This is a genomic window from Streptomyces sp. DH24 (assembly GCF_029813775.1).
Lineage (GTDB): Bacteria > Actinomycetota > Actinomycetes > Streptomycetales > Streptomycetaceae > Streptomyces.
Genome location: NZ_JARVKW010000025.1, coordinates 52,195 through 70,116, shown reverse-complemented (window position 1 = coordinate 70,116; position 17,922 = coordinate 52,195). Strand labels below are relative to the sequence as shown.

Sequence of the window (17,922 nt, the reverse complement as noted above, 5' to 3'; positions counted from 1 at the left end):
CGCTGCGGCCCGGAGGCCGCGCGGTCAGCTCAGGGACGCGAGCGCCGCGTTCCAGGTGGCCGACGGGCGCATGATCTCGGCCGCCTTCGCCGGGTCGGGCTGGTAGTAGCCGCCGATGTCGGCTGGCTTGCCCTGGACGGCGTTCAGCTCCTCGACGATCTTCTGCTCGTTCGCCGCGAGCGTCTCGGCGAGCGGGGCGAAGGCCTTCGCCAGGTCCGCGTCGTCGGTCTGCTTGGCCAGCTCCTGCGCCCAGTACAGGGACAGGTAGAAGTGGCTGCCGCGGTTGTCGATGCCGCCGACGCGCCGGGTCGGGGACTTGTCCTCGTTGAGGAAGGTCGCCGTGGCGCGGTCGAGGGCGTCGGCCAGCACCTGGGCGCGGGCGTTGCCGGTGACCTTCGCGAACTGCTCCAGGGACGGCACCAGGGCGAAGAACTCGCCGAGGGAGTCCCAGCGCAGGTAGTTCTCCTTGACGAGCTGCTGGACGTGCTTCGGCGCGGAGCCGCCGGCGCCCGTCTCGAACAGGCCGCCGCCCGCCATCAGCGGGACGACCGACAGCATCTTGGCGCTGGTGCCCAGCTCCAGGATCGGGAACAGGTCGGTCAGGTAGTCGCGCAGCACGTTGCCGGTGACGGAGATGGTGTCCTCGCCGCGGCGGATGCGCTCGACGGAGAACCTGGTCGCCTCCACCGGGTTGAGGATCTTGATCTCCAGGCCCTCGGTGTCGTGCTCCGTCAGGTACTGCTCGACCTTGGCGATCAGGTTGGCGTCGTGCGCGCGGGTCTCGTCCAGCCAGAACACGGCCGGGGCGCCGGTCGCGCGGGCGCGGGTGACTGCGAGCTTCACCCAGTCGCGGATCGGGGCGTCCTTGGTCTGGCAGGCGCGGAAGATGTCGCCGGCGGAGACGGTCTGCTCGATGAGGGCGGTGCCGTTCTGGTCGACCAGGCGGACGGTGCCGGTGGCCGGGATCTCGAACGTCTTGTCGTGGCTGCCGTACTCCTCGGCCTTCTGCGCCATGAGGCCGACGTTCGGGACGCTGCCCATGGTCGACGGGTCGTAGGCGCCGTTGGCGCGGCAGTCGTCGATCACGGCCTGGTAGACACCGGCGTAGCTGGAGTCGGGCAGGACGGCGAGCGCGTCGTGCTCCTGCCCGTCGGGGCCCCACATGTGGCCGGAGGTGCGGATCATGGCCGGCATGGAGGCGTCGACGATCACGTCGGACGGGACGTGCAGGTTGGTGATGCCCTTGTCGGAGTCGACCATCGCCAGCTCCGGGCCCTCGGCGAGCTCGGCGTCGAAGGAGGCCTTGATCTCGGCACCCTCGGGCAGGTTCTCCAGGCCCTTGTAGATGCCGCCGAGACCGTCGTTCGGGGTGAGGCCGGCCGCGGCGAGGGTCTCGCCGTACTTCGCGAACGTCTTCGGGAAGAAGGCGCGCACCACGTGACCGAAGATGATCGGGTCGGAGACCTTCATCATCGTGGCCTTCAGGTGCACGGAGAACAGCACGCCCTCCTGCTTGGCGCGGGCGACCTGCGCGGTGAGGAACTCGCGCAGCGCGGCGACGCGCATCACGGAGGCGTCGACGACCTCGCCGGCGAGGACGGGTACGGACTCGCGCAGCACGGTGGTGGTGCCGTCGTCGCCGACCAGCTCGATGCGCAGCGCGCCGTCCTCGGCGATCACCACGGACTTCTCGGTGGAGCGGAAGTCGTTCTGGCCCATGGTCGCCACGTTCGTCCTGGACTCGGGGGTCCAGGCGCCCATGCGGTGCGGGTGGCTCTTGGCGTAGTTCTTCACCGACGCCGGGGCGCGGCGGTCGGAGTTGCCCTCACGCAGGACCGGGTTCACGGCGGAACCCTTGACCTTGTCGTAGCGGGCGCGGATCTCGCGCTCCTCGTCCGTCTTCGGGTCGTCCGGGTAGTCCGGCAGCGCGTAGCCCTGGCTCTGCAGCTCGGCGACGGCGGCCTTGAGCTGCGGGATGGACGCCGAGATGTTCGGCAGCTTGATGATGTTGGCCTCGGGCGTCTTGGCCAGCTCGCCGAGCTCGGCGAGCGCGTCCGGGATGCGCTGCTCCTCGGTCAGGTACTCCGGGAAGACGGCGATGATGCGCCCGGCCAGCGAGATGTCCCGCGTCTCCACGGCGACACCCGCCTGCGAGGCGTACGCCTTGACCACCGGCAGGAAGGAATACGTCGCCAGGGCCGGGGCCTCGTCAGTGTGCGTATAGATGATGGTCGAGTCAGTCACCGGGTGCTCCGCTCCACGTCTGCAACATTGCTCGACATCAAGATATCTCGTGATCGTCCCCGGCTCGACAGGGGTTCGCGGTCACGTGCGGGGCGATGCGCCGACGCGCACGGACCTGGGGTGTGAGATGGCGCACACCCCAGTGCCCGTGCGCGGGAGACCGCGGCGGTCAGTCGTGCAGCCGGGCCGTCCCGTCCGGCGCGACCGCACCGCCGGTGCGCTGCGGCGGGATCCCCGGGGCACCCTGCTGGAGCGACACCTGCCGGGTGGGCGCCGGGATGCGGATGCCCTCCTCGCGGTAGCGCCGGTGCAGGCGCTTGATGAACTCGTGCTTGATCCGGTACTGGTCGCTGAACTCGCCGACACCGAGGATCACGGTGAACCCGATCCGCGAGTCGCCGAAGGTGTGGAACCGGACGGCCGGCTCGTGGTCGGGCACCGCCCCGGAGACCTCCTGCATGACCTCCGAGACGACCTCGACGGTGACCCGCTCCACGTGCTCCAGGTCGCTGTCGTAGCCCACGCCCGCCTGGACCATGATCGTGAGCTGCTGCTCGGGACGCATGAAGTTGGTCATGTTGGTCTTCGCGAGCTCCCCGTTGGGGACCACGACCAGGTTGTTGGACAGGTTGCGGACCGTCGTCTGCCGCCAGTTGATGTCCTCGACGTAGCCCTCCTCGCCGCTGCTCAGCCGGATGTAGTCGCCGGGCTGGACGGTCTTGGAGGCGAGGATGTGGATGCCCGCGAAGAGGTTCGCGAGCGTGTCCTGAAGGGCCAGGGCGACCGCGAGACCGCCCACGCCCAGGGCGGTGAGCAGCGGTGCGATGGAGACGCCCAGCGTCTGGAGCACCACCAGGAAGCCGATCGCCATCACCAGGACCCGGGTGATGTTCACGAAGATCGTGGCCGAGGCGGCGACCCCGGACCGGGACTGGGTGACCGACCGGACCAGGCCGGCGACGACCCGGGCCGCCGACACCGTCGCCAGGAAGATCAGCAGCACTGTCAGGACCTGGTTGACGTTGTGCTGGACCGTTTGCGTCAGCGGCAGCACCGCGCCCGCGCCCGCCGCGCCGGCCGAGATCGCCGCCCAGGGCGCCAGGGCGCGCAGGGCGTCCACGATGACGTCGTCGCCGCTCCAGCGGGTGCGGTCGGCGTACGTGCCCAGCCGGCGCAGCAGCATCCGCAGCAGAAAGGCCGCCAGCAGACCCGCCCCGAGGGCGATTCCGGCGAGGACCAGGTCGTCCACCGTGAGGGACCGTGTCACCGGTCACCCCCGCGACGGAGGTCAGCGGCGAATATCCTCGCCGACGGCCGGATGTGAAGTGTCGTCACGTCGTCACCTGTTCGCTTCCAAGATGTGCCGGCGCGCCGGCCGCGCGAGAACCCGCACGGCCGGCGCGATCGCTCATCCTGCCGTATCCGGCACGGGTGTTCGTACCGGGTCCGGCGTCGGAAGCGGGTGGTCAGACGATGCCTTCGGCCAGTTCCGCCTGTTCCTTGTCGGTGCCGTACGCGGCCGTCGTCGGAACGCCGTACGAACGGCGGGCCACGAACCACCACACGGTGGCGAGGACCAGCACGACAGCGAGGGCGACCGACGCGTAGTTCATCGTGTCGGCCGTCACCGGCGACGACTGCGGCAGGCAGAACAGCACGGTGACGAACGCCACCCACACCACCGCCACGATGCCGATGGGCCGGCTCCACTTGCCCAGGTTCCACGGCCCCGGCGTGAAGCGGTCACCCGCCCGCAGCCTCAGGAACACGGGGATGGCGTACGCGGGCGTGATGCCGATGACGTTGATGGCGGTCACCGCGCCGTACGCCGTCGCCGAGTACAGGGACGGCAGGGCGAGCAGGCAGGCGACGCCGACCGACAGCCACACCGCCGCGACCGGCGTCTGGGTGCGCGCGGAAACCTTGCGCCACACGGCCGAACCGGGCAGCGCCCGGTCCCGGCTGAACGCGAACACCATGCGACTGGCCGCGGCGACCTCCGCGTTGCCGCAGAACAGCTGGGCCACGATCACGATCAGCAGCAGGGCGCTCGCCCCGTCCGTGCCGAGTCCGTCGAGCAGGATCTGCGCGGGGGGCACGCCCGTCGCGCTGTTCTGCGTGGCCTCGTAGTCCTGGATCGCGAACGTCAGTCCCGCCAGCAGGACGAAACCGGCCACCCACGACACCCAGATCGCCCGCACTATGCCGCGCGCCGCCGACACCGAGGCGTTGGCGGTCTCCTCGGACAGATGCGCCGAGGCGTCGTAGCCGGAGAACGTGTACTGGGCGAGCAGCAGACCGATCGCGGCCACGTACAGCGGGTTCTCCCAGCCCGTGTCGTTGACGAACTCGGTGAACACGAACGACGCCGACTGGTGGTGGTCGGGGACGATCACCAGCGCGCCGACGATGAGGGCCACGCCCGCCAGGTGCCACCACACGCTGATCGAGTTGAGCACGCTGACCAGCCGCACCCCGAACAGGTTCAGCACCGCGTGCAGCAGCAGGATCACGCAGAAGATGAGGAAGGTCTTCTCCGGCGTCGGCTCGAATCCCCACTGGAGATTCAGGAACGCGCCCGTGAACAGGGCGGCGCCGTAGTCGATGCCGGCGATCGCGCCGAGCAGACCGAGCAGGTTCAGCCAGCCGGTGTACCAGCCCCAGCGGCGGCCGCCGAGCCGGTCGGCCATGTAGTACAGCGCCCCCGACGTCGGATAGGCGCTGGTGACCTCGGCCAGCGCGAGCCCCACGCACAGCACGAACAGACCGACGCCCGCCCAGCCCCACAGCATCACGGCGGGACCGCCCGCGCCCATGCCGAAGCCGTACAGCGTCATGCAGCCGGACAGGATCGAGATCACCGAGAAGCTGATCGCGAAGTTGCCGAAGCCGCCCATGCGGCGGGCGAGCACCGGGCGGTAGCCGAGCTCGCGCAGGCGTTGCTCCTCGTCGTGATGCGGGGACCCCTGCGCGTGCGCGGGTCGTTGGGTGGGGGACATGCCGAAACCTCCGGGAAGAACGGGACGGGGGAGGGGGGAACGGGGGGCGGGGGGTGACGTGAAGGGACGAACGGGGGGCGAATGTACGGGAGTCGGGGGCCTCGCGGGAGTCTTGAGGGCTTGCGGGGTGTCAGGTGCGCCGGCCCGCCGACCGGCAGCGGGCCCGGGCCTGCACGAACACGTCCACGGCCTGGCCGGCGTCCCGCGCTTCGTTGGTGCGGTAGGCCCACGGCAGCGGGGTGTAGTACGGTCCGAGCGCGTCGAAGACCTGGGTGGCCTCCGGGAACTGCAGGGCACCCCACAGCGCGTGCGCGAGGTGGTTGAGGTCGAGCAGGGAACGCTCGTCGGACCGGGTCAGCTCGAACCAGCTGTGGAAGGCCTGGCGCGCCTCACGCGTGGCGTCCTCCGCCACCCAGTGCAGGTCGAGGGCGGCGTCCCGACCGCCCGAGCGGCGATACCGCTCGACCCGCACGTACAGCGGCAGCACATGCAGGGCGGACCCGGGCGGCGCCGAACCCGCCGCCCAGTGCGCGTACCCGGACGCCTCCGCCAGCCGCGCCGAATCCCCGCGCGGATAAAGGAACTGCAGCATCCGGTGGTGCGCCTCACGGTTGTACGGGTCGCGCTTGTCGGCCTGCGCGAGCAGACCCCACGGCCCCGGCGGCAGCATCGGCTCGGGCGGCGGCACCCGGTGCTCCGCCCAGCGCTGCCCCTCGTCCAGCCGGGCCAGCGCCAGCAGGCACACCCACGGCACCGGATCGTGCGGGGCGGCGTGCGCGGCCGAGTCGCACGCGTGCCAGGCCTCCTGCCACAGCTCGTGCGTACGGCGATGACCCTCGCGGCCCGCCCGCAGCGCGCGCTCCACGCAGACCCGGGCGTGCATCACCGAGGCGTGCACGTTCTTCGGCTCCTCCGAACGCCAGGTGCGCACCACGTCCGTGCCGGCGGCCGCGGCGGCGAGCACCTGGGTCCGCTGCGTCCACTGCGACCAGGTCGTGGTCTGTTCGAGCAGCTCGCGCATCGACATCCAGCGCCCGGCGCGCACCTCCTGCAGGGCGGCCCGCAGGGCACTGTCGTGCCCGGCCGGGTCGTAGGCGGGGCGTGCTCCTTCTTTGGCCATCACCCGGCCGCTCCCGGGGGCGGGCCGGGCAAGGCGGCAGGCTGGTGTGACAACAGCCCTCCTCTGGGCGCAGTTTGAGGAGTCACGTTCGGTCGGCCGTCACTATATAGAGCGTCACGTTCCGGAACCGGCCCGTTGTCCTCATCCTGCCGAACTCCGTTACCTTTCCGCGTCATTGGCCCCCGCCGCCGGGGGCGGTGGGGCAGGTGCTTGACGCGGTGTGCGCGGCGGCGGCAGGCTGGCGCGCGGTGATCTTCCACGGTGCGACAGGAGAGGCGCGATGACAGGTGCGGTGCTCGCCGTCGACCAGGGCACGTCCGGCACCAAGGCCCTCGTGATCTGCCCCGAACGCGGCGTCATCGGCACCGGTTTCGCCGCCGTACGCCCCCGCCATCTGCCCGGCGGCCTGGTCGAGGTGGACCCCGGGGAGCTGTACGGCTCCGTCGTGGACGCCGGACGGCGCGCCCTCGCCGAGGCGGGCGAACCCGTCACGGCGCTCGGCCTGGCCAACCAGGGCGAGACCGTCCTCGCCTGGGACCCGGGCACCGGCCGCCCGCTCACCGACGCGCTCGTCTGGCAGGACCGCCGCGCCCAGGGCGTCTGCGACGAACTCGCGCCGCACGCCGAGGAATTGCGGCAGCTGACCGGACTGCCCCTCGACCCGTACTTCGCCGCGCCCAAGATGGCCTGGATACGGCGTCACCTCACCCGCGAGGGGGTCGTCACCACCACCGACGCCTGGCTCGTGCACCGCCTCACCGGCGCCTTCGTCACCGACGCCGCGACCGCCGGACGCACCCAGCTCCTCGACCTCGACCGTGCCCAGTGGTCCCCGCGCGCCCTGGACCTGTTCGGCCTGTCCGGCGAGCGCCTCCCCGAGGTCGTCGACGCCGCCCACCCCGTCGGCACCACCACCGCCTTCGGCCCCGAAATCCCCCTCACCGGCCTCGTCGTGGACCAGCAGGCCGCCCTGCTCGCCCAGCGCGTCACGGCGGCCGGCGCCGCCAAGTGCACCTACGGCACAGGGGCGTTCCTGCTCGCCCACACCGGCGACACCCCCCGCCGCGGCGACTCCGGCCTGGTGAGCTGCGTCGCCTGGCGGCTCGGCGGACGCACCAGCTACTGCCTCGACGGCCAGGTGTACACGGCCGCCTCCGCGGTGCGCTGGCTCACCGACCTCGGCGTCCTCTCCGACGCGTCCGACCTCGACGCCGTGGGCGGCACGGTCCCCGACAGCGGCGGTGTCTCCTTCGTGCCGTCCCTCGCCGGGCTCGCCGCCCCCTGGTGGCGCGGCGACGTGCGCGGCTCGCTCACCGGTCTCGGCCTCGACACCACCGCCGGGCACCTGGTGCGCGCCCTGTGCGAAGGGCTGGCCGCCCAGGTCGCCGAACTCGCCGACGCCGCGGCGGCCGACCTCGGCACCCCGCTGCGCACGCTCCGCGTCGACGGCGGCCTGACCCGCTCCGCGCTGCTCATGCAGACCCAGGCGGACCTGCTGCAACGCCCGGTCGAAGTGTCCGCGCTGCCCGACGCGACGGCACTGGGCGCCGGCGCGCTGGCCCGGCTCGGCGCGGGCGCGGCCACCACCCTCGAACAGGCCCTGCCCGACGGAAAACCGTCCGCCGTGTACGAACCCCGCGTCACCGCCGACGAGGCCGCCGAACGCCGCGCCCGGTTCCGCGCGGAGGTCGCCGCCCTCCTGGAACGGACACCCGCATGACGGTCACGGCCGAGGGACCCCTGCCCGCCGAGCCGTACGACGTGGCCGTCGTCGGCGCCGGCGTCGTCGGCTGCGCGATCGCCCGCCGGCTCGCCCGGCACCCCGGCCTGCGCGTGGCCCTCGTGGAAGCCCGCGACGACGTCGGCGACGGCACCTCGAAGGCCAACACGGCGATCCTGCACACCGGTTTCGACGCCGTCCCCGGCTCCCTGGAGGCCCGGCTGGTGCGCGAGGGCGCCCGCCTGCTCACCGCGTACGCCGCCGAGTCCGGCATCCCCGTCGAACCGGTCGGCGCCCTCCTCGTCGCCTGGGACGAGGAGCAGCTCGCGGCGCTGCCCCGCCTCGCCGAGAAGGCCGAGGCCAACGAGTACCGGGCGAGCCGCATCATCGGCCCCGACGAGCTGTACACCCGCGAACCCCACCTCGGCCCCGGCGCGCTCGGCGCCCTGCACGTGCCCGGCGAAAGCATCGTCTGCCCCTGGACGACGACACTCGCGTACGCCACGCAGGCGGTCCGGCACGGCGTCGACCTGCACCTCAACTCGCCGGTGACGGACGTCGGCCGGCGGGACGGACTGCACGTCCTCGGCACCGGCCGGGGCGCGCTGCGGGCCCGCCTGCTGGTCAACGCGGCCGGGCTGCACGCCGACACGCTCGACCGGCGGCTCGGCCACGACGACTTCACGGTCACGCCGCGGCGCGGCCAGCTCATCGTCTTCGACAAGTTCGCCCGTTCCCTCGTCGGGCACATCCTGCTGCCCGTGCCCACCGCCCTCGGCAAGGGCGTCCTGGTCGCGCCCACCGTGTACGGCAACGTCCTGCTCGGACCCACCGCCGAGGACCTGGACGACAAGTCCGCCACCGCCTCGACCGCAGAGGGCCTGGCCGCGCTGCGCGACAAGGGCCGCCGCATCCTGCCCGCACTGCTCGACGAGGAGGTCACCGCCGTCTACGCCGGGCTGCGCGCCGCCACCGAGCACGACGACTACCGCGTCCGCGCCCACCCCGGGCAGGCGTACGTCACCGTCGGCGGCATCCGCTCCACCGGCCTGACGGCGTCCCTCGCCATCGCCGAGCACGTCATGGGCCTGCTCACGGACGCGGGTCTGGAACCCGGCGCCGAGCGCCCCCTGGAACCGGTGCCCATGCCGAACCTCGGCGAGGCCTTCCCGCGCCCGCACCAGCGGCCCGAACTCGTCGCCGCCGACCCGGAGTACGGCCGTCTCGTCTGCCACTGCGAGCGCCTCTCCCGGGGCGAGATCCGCGACGCCCTCGCCAGTACGATCCCGCCCCGCACCCCGGACGGCCTGCGCCGCCGCACCCGCGCCTGTGCGGGCCGCTGCCAGGGCTTCTACTGCGGCGCGACCGTACGGGCACTGCTGGAGGAGGCGGAGCGGTGACCGGAACAGGGCGGACCGACGAGGAAGGCGCGGCTGAGACCGGGACGCGCCGGACCGGCGCGGGCCGAGGGTGCCGCGGGACCCGGTCGCACCGGTCCGCGCGGCGGGCACCGCTGAAGGGGGCGAGGTCATGACCGGGGAACGCCGGGTCGACGTGCTGGTCGTCGGGGCGGGGCCCGCCGGGCTCGCCGCCGCCGCGGTGCTGGCCGCCGCCGGTACGGGCCGGCGCATCGAGGTGCTCGACCGGGAGCAGCGGGCCGGGGGAGTACCGCGGCACTGCGCCCACGGCGGCTTCGGGCCCTGGCCGCACCCGCTGACCGGCCCCGAGTACGCGCGCCGGCTCACCGAGGCGGCACTGCGGTCCGGCGCGGCCGTACGGACCGGGGTGACCGCCCTCGACTGGGCGGGCCCGCTGACGCTCGACACCGTCGGGCCCGAGGGCGCGGAGACGATCACCGCCCGCGCGGTCGTGCTGGCCACCGGCGCCCGCGAACGCCCCCGCGCCGCCCGCCTGGTCCCCGGCACCCGGCCCGCCGGCGTCCTCACCACCGGTGAGCTCCAGCAGGCCGTCCACCTCCACGGGCAGCGGATCGGCACGCGCGCGGTCATCGTCGGCGCCGAGGACGTGTCGTACGCCGCCGCCGGCACCGTACGGGCCGCCGGGACCGACGTCGTCGCCATGGTCACGGAACTGCCGCGCGCCCAGACGGCACCGGCCCGCGCCCTCGACGCCCGACTGCGCCGGGGCGTTCCGCTGCTCACCGGCACGACGGTCACCGAACTGGTCGGCCACGGGCGCCTGTCGGGCGTGCGGATCCGCCACCGGGACGGCCGCACCGCCACCCTGCGCTGCGACACCGTCGTGTTCACCGGGGACTTCGTGCCCGACCACGAACTCGCCCGGCGCGGCGGACTCGCCCTCGACCCGGGCACCCGCGGCCCCGCCGTCGACGGCGCCCTGCGCACCGAACGGCCGGGCGTGTTCGCCGCCGGCAACGTGCTGCACGCCGTGGAGCGGGCGGGCACGGCGGCCCGCGAGGGGGCGCACGTGGCCCGCGCCGTCGGGGCCTGGCTGGCACGGGCCGAGTGGCCGGCGGGAGTCCCGCTCCTCGCCGACCCGCCGCTGCGCTGGATCGCCCCGAACCGCGTGACGCCGGGCGACCGCCACCCGTACGTCCTGCGGACGTCCGTTCCCCTTCCCCGGGTGGCGCTGACGGTCACTCAGGACGGCCGACCGCTGCACGAGACCCGCCTCGGCCCGGCGCTCCCGAACCGCGCTCTGCGCCTGACGGCACGCTGGACGCACCGCGTCGACCCCGGCGGAGGGCCGGTACAAGTCAGGGTCGGCTGACCCCGTCGCCGCGCACGGGGCGCCGCGCGAGGGCCGTCAGATGACCTTCCACCGCACCAGCGCGCCCAGCGTCAAGGCCCCCGGCACCAGCGGCAGCCACAGGGTGATGATCCGGTAGGTGAGGACGACCGCCGTGGTCACGGCCGCCGGGCCGCCCGCCGCGAGCAGGGCCACCACCAGCGCCGCCTCCACCGAGCCGAGCCCGCCCGGCGTCGGCACCAGCGCCACGGCGACGGTCGCCGCCAGATACGCCAGCGCCACGTGCCACACCGGCACCGGCAGCCCCAGCGCCCGCCCCACCGCCACCAGCCCGGCGGCCTGCAACGCGGGGAAGGCGAACGAGCCGCCCCACAGCGCGAGCGCCCGCGCCGGACGCAGATGGACCGACCGTGCCTCGGCGAGCGCCGTCCGCAGGAAGGACAGCGCGGCCGCACGCAGCCGCCGTACGGACGCGAGCGCCACCGCGGCCACGGCCGGCACCGCCACGACGACGGCCGGCAGGAGACCCGCGGAGCCGTCCGGCAGCAGCCCGCCGAGCCGCAGCGCGTCCGGGAAGGCGAGCAGCAGGGCGCCCAGCAGGGCCAGCCGGCCGACGCTCTCGGCCAGCACGTAGAGGGCGAGGGCGGCCGAGGACCGGCCGAGGGACAGCCCGCACACCGTCATGAACCGCAGATTGACCGCGCTCGCGCCCAGCCCCGTGGGCAACAGGTGGTTGGCGGCGCCCGCCGCGAACTGCGTGGCCAGCAGCCGCCGTTTGGGCAGCGGATCGACCACGGCGCCCTGCCGGGTCAGGGCCGCGGCCACCCACGTCAGGCAGGTCGCGCCGACCGCGGCCAGCAGCCAGGGCCACTCGGCGCTGCCCAGCCCCGCGACACCCTCGGCCAGCACGGACCGGTGCCGCACCGCGACCACGACGACGAGCAGCAGCGGAAGCAGGCACAGGATCTGCCGGACCGGGACGCGACGGGAGCGCGGCCCCGCGGGGCGCTCGGAAACCGGTACTGCTGTCACGTCCGGACAGCCTGTCCCTCCCGCGCCAACACCGGGTTTCGGACGCGGGGACGGCGCCTTACGGACGGGCAGCGGATCAGGAGGCGGCGGCAGCGGGGACCGCGTGGGCGGGGCGACCGGCGCGGGCTCCGACGGCGGCTTGACCTCAAGGAAGCTTGAGGTCCTACGTTCGTCCTCATGAGCATGGAGATCACAGCCTGGACACAGCTGCACAGCGTCCTGAACGCCCAGCAGGACCCCCGCCCCCCGGGACGCGCGACGCTGCGCCGCATCGGCGCCTTCGCCCGCCCGCACCGCCGCCGCATCGCCCTGTTCGTGCTGCTCGGGGTGGCGACGGCGCTGCTCGCTGTGGCCACGCCCGTCCTGGCCGGCAGCGTCGTCAACGCGATCGTGTCGGACGGCACCGAGACCACCGTCGTACGCCTGGCGCTGCTGATCGCGGTCATCGCCGTCGCCGAGGCGGCGCTCGGAATCCTCTCCCGGCGGCTCTCGGCGACGCTGGGGGAGGGACTCATCCTCGATCTGCGGACGGCCGTGTTCGATCATGTGCAGCGCATGCCGGTCGCGTTCTTCACCCGTACCCGTACGGGCGCGCTCGTGTCCCGTCTCAACAACGACGTCATCGGCGCGCAGCGCGCGTTCAGCAACACCCTGTCCGGAGTGGTCAGCAACCTGGTCACACTGCTGCTGACGCTCGCCGTGATGCTCACGCTGTCCTGGCAGATCACCCTGCTCGCGTTGGCGCTGCTGCCGGTGTTCGTGATCCCGGCCCGGCGCATGGGCCGCCGCATGGCCGTCATGCAGCGCGAGGCGGCGACGCTGAACGCGGCGATGGGCACCCGCATGACCGAGCGGTTCTCCGCGCCCGGCGCCACCCTCGTGAAGCTGTTCGGCCGCCCGGAGGAGGAGTCGGCGGAGTTCGCGGAGCGCGCCCGGCGGGTCCGGGACATCGGCGTGCGCACCGCGACCGCCCAGTCCGCCTTCATCACCGCCCTCACCCTCGTCTCGGCCCTGGCCCTCGCGCTCGTCTACGGCCTCGGCGGCTTCTTCGCCCTGCGCGGCGCCCTGGAACCCGGCGCGGTCGTGTCGCTGGCGCTGCTGCTGACCCGCCTGTACGCGCCGCTGACCGCGCTCGCCGGGGCGCGCGTCGAGGTGATGAGCGCCCTGGTCAGCTTCGAGCGGGTCTTCGAGGTGCTCGACCTGAAGCCGCTCATCACCGAGCGCCCGGACGCCCGCGAGGTACCCGAGGGCCCGGTCGCCGTCGAGTTCGAGGACGTCCGCTTCGGCTACCCGTCCGCCGACAAGGTCTCCCTGGCATCCCTGGAGGAGGTCGCCTCCCTCGACACCAGGGGCGGCGACGAGGTGCTGCGCGGCGTCTCCTTCCGCGCCGAACCCGGCCGGACGGTCGCGCTCGTCGGCTCCTCCGGCGCCGGGAAATCCACCATCGCCCAACTCCTGCCGCGCCTGTACGACGTGGACGCGGGCGCGGTGCGCGTCGGCGGCGTCGACGTCCGTGACCTGACCGCGGCGTCCCTGCGCGACACGATGGGCATGGTCACGCAGGACGGCCACCTCTTCCACGACACGGTCCGCGCGAACCTCCTGCTGGCCCGGCCCGCCGCGACCGACGACGACCTGTGGGACGCGCTGCGCCGCGCCCGCCTCGACGACCTCGTACGGTCCCTGCCCGACGGCCTCGACACGGTGGTCGGCGAACGCGGCTACCGGCTGTCCGGCGGCGAACGCCAGCGCATGACCATCGCCCGCCTGCTGCTGGCCCGCCAGCGCGTCGTCATCCTGGACGAGGCCACCGCCCACCTGGACAACACCTCGGAGGCGGCCGTGCAGGAGGCGCTCGCCGAGGCCCTGGAGGGCAGGACGGCCGTCGTCATCGCGCACCGGCTGTCCACCGTCCGCGCGGCCGACCAGATCCTGGTGGTCGAGGCGGGCCGGATCGTGGAACGCGGCACGCACGACGAGCTGTTGGCGGCCGGGGGCCGCTACGCGGAACTGCACCGCACGCAGTTCGCGAGCCGGACGCCGGGGGGAGCCGTGGAGGCCGCGGAAGTCGGGGAAGCAGCGGGAGCCGTGGAAGCCGTGGAAGCCGAGGAAGTCGCGGAACCGGCGGCCTAGTCGGGGCCCCGGACGGGTGAGTGACGGAGCCGGACGTCCCGTGCGACGTGCGCACGGGCCAACTGGCCGAGAGTGAGAGCCGGTTCGGTGTCCGGACGGGCCAAGTGGCGGTGACGGCAGCCCGGTTCGGCGCCCCGGACAGGCGGTCGCGGTGCCGCGGTCACCAGTGGGCGGGGCGGTCGAGTCCCGTCGGCAGCCTGGTGGCCGCGTCGCCGCGCGCCGCGTTGAGCTGGGCCTGAGTGAGGAAGATGCCGCCGGTGAGGTCGGCCCCGCGCAGGTCGGCGTCCCGGAGGTCGGCACCGATGAGGTCCGCCGTCCGCAGGTCGGCCCTCTTCAGATCGGCGGCGACGAGGAGGGCACCGCGCAGGCTCGCGCCCCGCAGATCGGCGCCGGCGAGGCGGGCGCCCATCAGATCGGCGCCGCGGTGATTCCTGCGGCGGCCGGGCACCTGGGCGCGCACCAGCTCACTGGCCCGCAGCAGCAGCTCGTTCACCTCGCCCCGCAGTGCGTTCGTGTCCAGGGCGACGACCGCCTCGGCGCTGCCCCGGGTGAGGGCGTCGAGGTGCTGCCGCGCCCGCCGCAGTTCCTCGTGCACCGGGCGGGCGGGGGCGAGACCGAGGGCCTCGGTGACGTAGAACAGCAGCTCGTGGAGCTGCCGCATGACGGGAAACACCTCGAACATGGCGCCGGCGCTCTCCGGTGCCCGCCGCCAGTCCGTGCCGCCGAAGGTGACCTGGGAGACCTTCTGGCCCGCGCCGAAGCAGTCGAAGACCGTGCAGCCGGAGAAGCCCTTGTCGCGCAGCCGCGCGTGGATGCCGCAGCGGAAGTCCGTCCGGAGGTTCGCGCACGGCGTGCCCGCCGCCTTGTCGACGGCGAAGTCGGCGGACCGCGCGAAGGGCAGCGCGACACAGCACAGCCCGAAGCAGCTCCCGCAGTCGGCCCGGAGATCGTCGCGGGGCCGGCGATGCTCGGGCGCGGGTTCGGCCGGGGGTCGGGACACGGTGCGCTCTTCTCCTGCGTGACCAGCACCTTCCGCCGGTGCTCGGCCCGCCATTCTCCCAGACCGCGCCCGCCCCGCCCGAGGGATCGCCCGCACGGTCAGCGGCCCGGCCGGGGCCGTACGGTCAGCAACTGCTGGGCGTGTCCCACCGGGCCGTCGACGTCGTGCAGCACAGTGCTGGTGAGCCCTTGTCCGGCGGGGCCGAAGGTGACGCTGGTGTCCAGGCCGGTCCAGCGGCCGGTGGGCTGCCGGTGCAGATGGACGGTCAGATCCACGTTCGGGAAGATCCACTCCGTGGGCGGCTGCCGTACGGCGATGCCGTTGGCGGTGTCCACGAGCGCGAGGTAGCGCGCGAGTGGACCACTGGCCTCACCGGCGACGAGATCCAGCGCGCTGGAGATCCAGGTGGTCGCGCGTCCCGGCTCGGGCGGCGTCACCGGCCGGACGTCGATGGAGGCGATGTAACCGCCGGGCCACAGCGCGGCCATGTCCCAGGGCGCGAGCGCGTCGGGCGGGGTGAGCCGCTCGGCACCGCCGCCGGCCACCGCGCGGGTGTCGACCTCGGCGAGGAGCCAGGCCCGGGCCCGCACCACGGGCCGGTCGGCGATGGAGACGACGGCCTCGACCAGCTCGATGGTGCGCCCCGGCCGCACGGTCTCCACCCGCACCTCGCACTCGTCCAGGGCGAGCCGCCCCAGGATGTCGTAGCTGATCCGGGAGAGCAGCAGGCCGCCGTCCGCCCCCACGGTGACCCGATGCCGGTCGACGGCGTGCGCGACGAGCCCGCCGAGCGGACTGAAGTGCATCTCGTCGGTGTCCCAGGCCCCGCCCGCGTGCACGGTGGGCTTGAAACGGTGCTCGTCGATGCGCTCGAAGTAGCTGTCGGGCGCCTGGGCGGAACTGCTCAAGGGATGCCTCGTGTTTCGTCGGCCGGGCGGATACGTGTGCCTGCCAATTGTCTCCGGCGAACGGGGCGCGAGGCTCGTGACGTGGATCGCACTTCAGCCGCCCGGCCCTTCGCCTTCGGCACCGCGACGAACAGGTCCGCGGCGACCGCTACGGCCTCGACGTGAGGGGCGACGGCGCCGGCGGTCGCGCCGGTACGCCGTGCGAGCACTTCTGCCACACCCTGCGCAGGGTCGTGGCCGCCGCACCCCGGCGAAGTGCCGGCCCACCGCCTCGGTTCCGGGCCCGGTTCACGGGCCCACCGCCCCCGAACCCGCTCTCCGCGGAGCGCTTCGGGGGCGCTTCGACGGCGTGCCTCTGCGGCCGGGCGGAGTCCGTGCGAGCGGCAATCACCCACACCCGTCGCATCGTTCGGCCGTCGAATGCCTATCGCGCGTCGGCGCGTCGGTGTACGGTCTCGGGCCGATGGGCTTTGGGAGCGCTCCCATCGCGCTGTTCCCGTATCGCACGAGGAGGAACGCTTTGAAACGCTTTTTGGCCTTACTCGCGACCTGTGCGACGGTCCTGGGCCTCACGGCACTGGTCGCCCCCCAGGCCGTGGCCGCCACCGGCTGCCGGGTCGACTACACGGTCACCAGCCAGTGGCAGGGCGGCTTCCAGGCCGGCGTGAAAATCACCAACCTGGGCTCCACCGTCACCGGTTGGACGCTCAAGTTCGCCATGCCGGACGCCGGACAGAAGCTCACCCAGGGCTGGAACGCCACCTGGTCGCAGTCCGGCTCCACGGTCACCGCCGTCGGCGCCGACTGGAACCGCACGCTGGCCACCAACGCCACGGCCGACCTGGGCTTCACCGGCACCTTCACCGGCGCCAACCCGAAACCCGCGGCGTTCACGCTCAACGGCGTCGCCTGCACGGGCACCGTCGAGGAGCCCCCGCCCGCCCCGGACAACGGCACCCCCGTGGGCATCAACGGGCAGCTCCACGTCTGCGGCGTGCACCTGTGCAACCAGTACAACCGCCCCATACAGCTGCGGGGCATGAGCACGCACGGCATCCAGTGGTTCAGCAAGTGCTACAACAACGCGTCCCTGGATGCGCTGGCGAAGGACTGGAAGTCGGACCTGTTCCGCATCGCCATGTACGTGCAGGAGGGCGGTTACGAGACCGACCCGGCCGGCTTCACCAGCCGCGTGAACAGCCTCGTCGACATGGCCGAGGCCCGCGGCATGTACGCCATGATCGACTTCCACACCCTGACGCCGGGCGACCCGAACTACAACCTCGACCGCGCCAAGACGTTCTTCAAGTCCGTCGCCACCCGCAACGCCGACAAGAAGAACGTGATCTACGAGATCGCCAACGAGCCCAACGGCGTGAGCTGGGCGGCCATCAAGAGCTACGCCGAGCAGGTCATCCCGGTCATCCGGGCCGCCGACCCGGACGCCGTCATCATCGTCGGCACCCGCGGCTGGTCCTCGCTCGGAGTCTCCGACGGCTCCAACGAGAGCGAGGTCGTCAACAACCCCGTCAACGCGACCAACATCATGTACGCGTTCCACTTCTACGCCGCCAGCCACAAGGACAACTACCGCGCCACGGTGAGCCGGGCGGCCTCGCAACTGCCGCTGTTCGTCACCGAGTTCGGCACGGTGACCTATACCGGCGGTGGAGCGGTGGACCGGGAGAGCAGCACGGCCTGGCTGGACCTGCTCGACCGGCTGAAGATCGGCTACGCGAACTGGACCTACTCCGACGCCAATGAGGGCAGTGCCTCGTTCAAGCCCGGCACCTGCAACGGCACGGACTACAGCAGCAGTGGCGTACTGACCGAGTCCGGCGCGCTGCTCAAGAGCCGGATCAGCACTCCCGACAACTTCCCCACCAGCTGACCCCCGACGGGGCTCCGGCCCGTCCGGAGCCCCGTCTCCGCGATTGGGAGCGCTCCCATCGCTCTCTCGCAAGCACCCCGGCCTGCAAGCACCCCCCACCTGGAGGCACACGTGCGCGTCCTTCTCCCACGATTACCGCGCCGGC

The 17,922-nt window shown here is 73.1% G+C and carries 12 protein-coding genes; 5 read left to right on the top strand and 7 right to left on the bottom strand.

Annotated features, from left to right (window positions below; translation table 11 throughout):
* Positions 1 to 24 precede the first annotated feature (24 nt).
* From QC282_RS20715 to QC282_RS20700, 4 genes are all read right to left on the bottom strand, one after another.
* On the bottom strand, positions 25 to 2,244 hold the full coding sequence (locus QC282_RS20715; protein WP_279551008.1) for an NADP-dependent isocitrate dehydrogenase: 2,220 nt from the start codon (positions 2,242 to 2,244) through the stop codon (positions 25 to 27).
* Positions 2,245 to 2,413: 169 nt separating this feature from the next.
* Positions 2,414 to 3,511 (bottom strand): mechanosensitive ion channel family protein, encoded by a 1,098-nt coding sequence (locus tag QC282_RS20710; RefSeq protein ID WP_279551007.1) that lies wholly within the window; start codon positions 3,509 to 3,511, stop codon positions 2,414 to 2,416.
* A 199-nt stretch (positions 3,512 to 3,710) separates the two neighbouring features.
* The gene (locus QC282_RS20705) at positions 3,711 to 5,243 is read right to left on the bottom strand and encodes an amino acid permease (protein WP_279551006.1); all 1,533 of its coding nucleotides are present in this window, start codon (positions 5,241 to 5,243) and stop codon (positions 3,711 to 3,713) included.
* 130 nt (positions 5,244 to 5,373) lie between these two features.
* Complete coding sequence (locus QC282_RS20700; RefSeq protein ID WP_279551005.1) at positions 5,374 to 6,363, bottom strand: hypothetical protein; 990 nt, start codon at positions 6,361 to 6,363, stop codon at positions 5,374 to 5,376.
* Between the two features lie 280 nt (positions 6,364 to 6,643).
* Between QC282_RS20700 and QC282_RS20695 the strand changes: the two genes are divergently transcribed.
* From QC282_RS20695 to QC282_RS20685, 3 genes are all read left to right on the top strand, one after another.
* On the top strand, positions 6,644 to 8,083 hold the full coding sequence (locus QC282_RS20695; protein ID WP_279551004.1) for an FGGY family carbohydrate kinase: 1,440 nt from the start codon (positions 6,644 to 6,646) through the stop codon (positions 8,081 to 8,083).
* Positions 8,080 to 9,483 (top strand): NAD(P)/FAD-dependent oxidoreductase, encoded by a 1,404-nt coding sequence (locus tag QC282_RS20690; protein ID WP_279551003.1) that lies wholly within the window; start codon positions 8,080 to 8,082, stop codon positions 9,481 to 9,483. Before QC282_RS20695 ends, QC282_RS20690 begins: the two co-directional genes overlap by 4 nt.
* A 130-nt stretch (positions 9,484 to 9,613) precedes the next feature.
* Positions 9,614 to 10,834 (top strand): NAD(P)/FAD-dependent oxidoreductase, encoded by a 1,221-nt coding sequence (locus tag QC282_RS20685; RefSeq protein WP_279551002.1) that lies wholly within the window; start codon positions 9,614 to 9,616, stop codon positions 10,832 to 10,834.
* 36 nt (positions 10,835 to 10,870) lie between these two features.
* Here the strand turns inward: QC282_RS20685 and QC282_RS20680 are convergent, their stop codons facing one another.
* Complete coding sequence (locus QC282_RS20680; RefSeq protein ID WP_279551001.1) at positions 10,871 to 11,845, bottom strand: lysylphosphatidylglycerol synthase transmembrane domain-containing protein; 975 nt, start codon at positions 11,843 to 11,845, stop codon at positions 10,871 to 10,873.
* Positions 11,846 to 12,028: 183 nt separating this feature from the next.
* On the opposite strand from QC282_RS20680, the gene QC282_RS20675 reads away from it, so the two are divergent.
* A complete protein-coding gene (locus QC282_RS20675; protein WP_279551050.1) occupies positions 12,029 to 13,978 on the top strand; it encodes an ABC transporter ATP-binding protein in 1,950 nt (649 codons plus the stop codon).
* 160 nt (positions 13,979 to 14,138) lie between these two features.
* Here QC282_RS20675 and QC282_RS20670 read toward each other — a convergent pair whose 3' ends face one another.
* Both QC282_RS20670 and QC282_RS20665 read right to left on the bottom strand, forming a co-directional pair.
* Positions 14,139 to 14,978 (bottom strand): pentapeptide repeat-containing protein, encoded by an 840-nt coding sequence (locus QC282_RS20670; RefSeq protein WP_279551000.1) that lies wholly within the window; start codon positions 14,976 to 14,978, stop codon positions 14,139 to 14,141.
* 98 nt (positions 14,979 to 15,076) lie between these two features.
* Positions 15,077 to 15,886 carry a thioesterase family protein gene (locus QC282_RS20665; protein ID WP_279550999.1) on the bottom strand — a complete coding sequence of 270 codons (810 nt, stop codon included), beginning with the start codon at positions 15,884 to 15,886 and terminating at the stop codon, positions 15,077 to 15,079.
* Positions 15,887 to 16,406: 520 nt separating this feature from the next.
* On the opposite strand from QC282_RS20665, the gene QC282_RS20660 reads away from it, so the two are divergent.
* Positions 16,407 to 17,777: a cellulase family glycosylhydrolase gene (locus QC282_RS20660; protein ID WP_279550998.1), complete on the top strand. Its 1,371-nt coding sequence runs from the start codon at positions 16,407 to 16,409 to the stop codon at positions 17,775 to 17,777.
* The last annotated feature ends 145 nt before the right edge of the window (positions 17,778 to 17,922 follow it).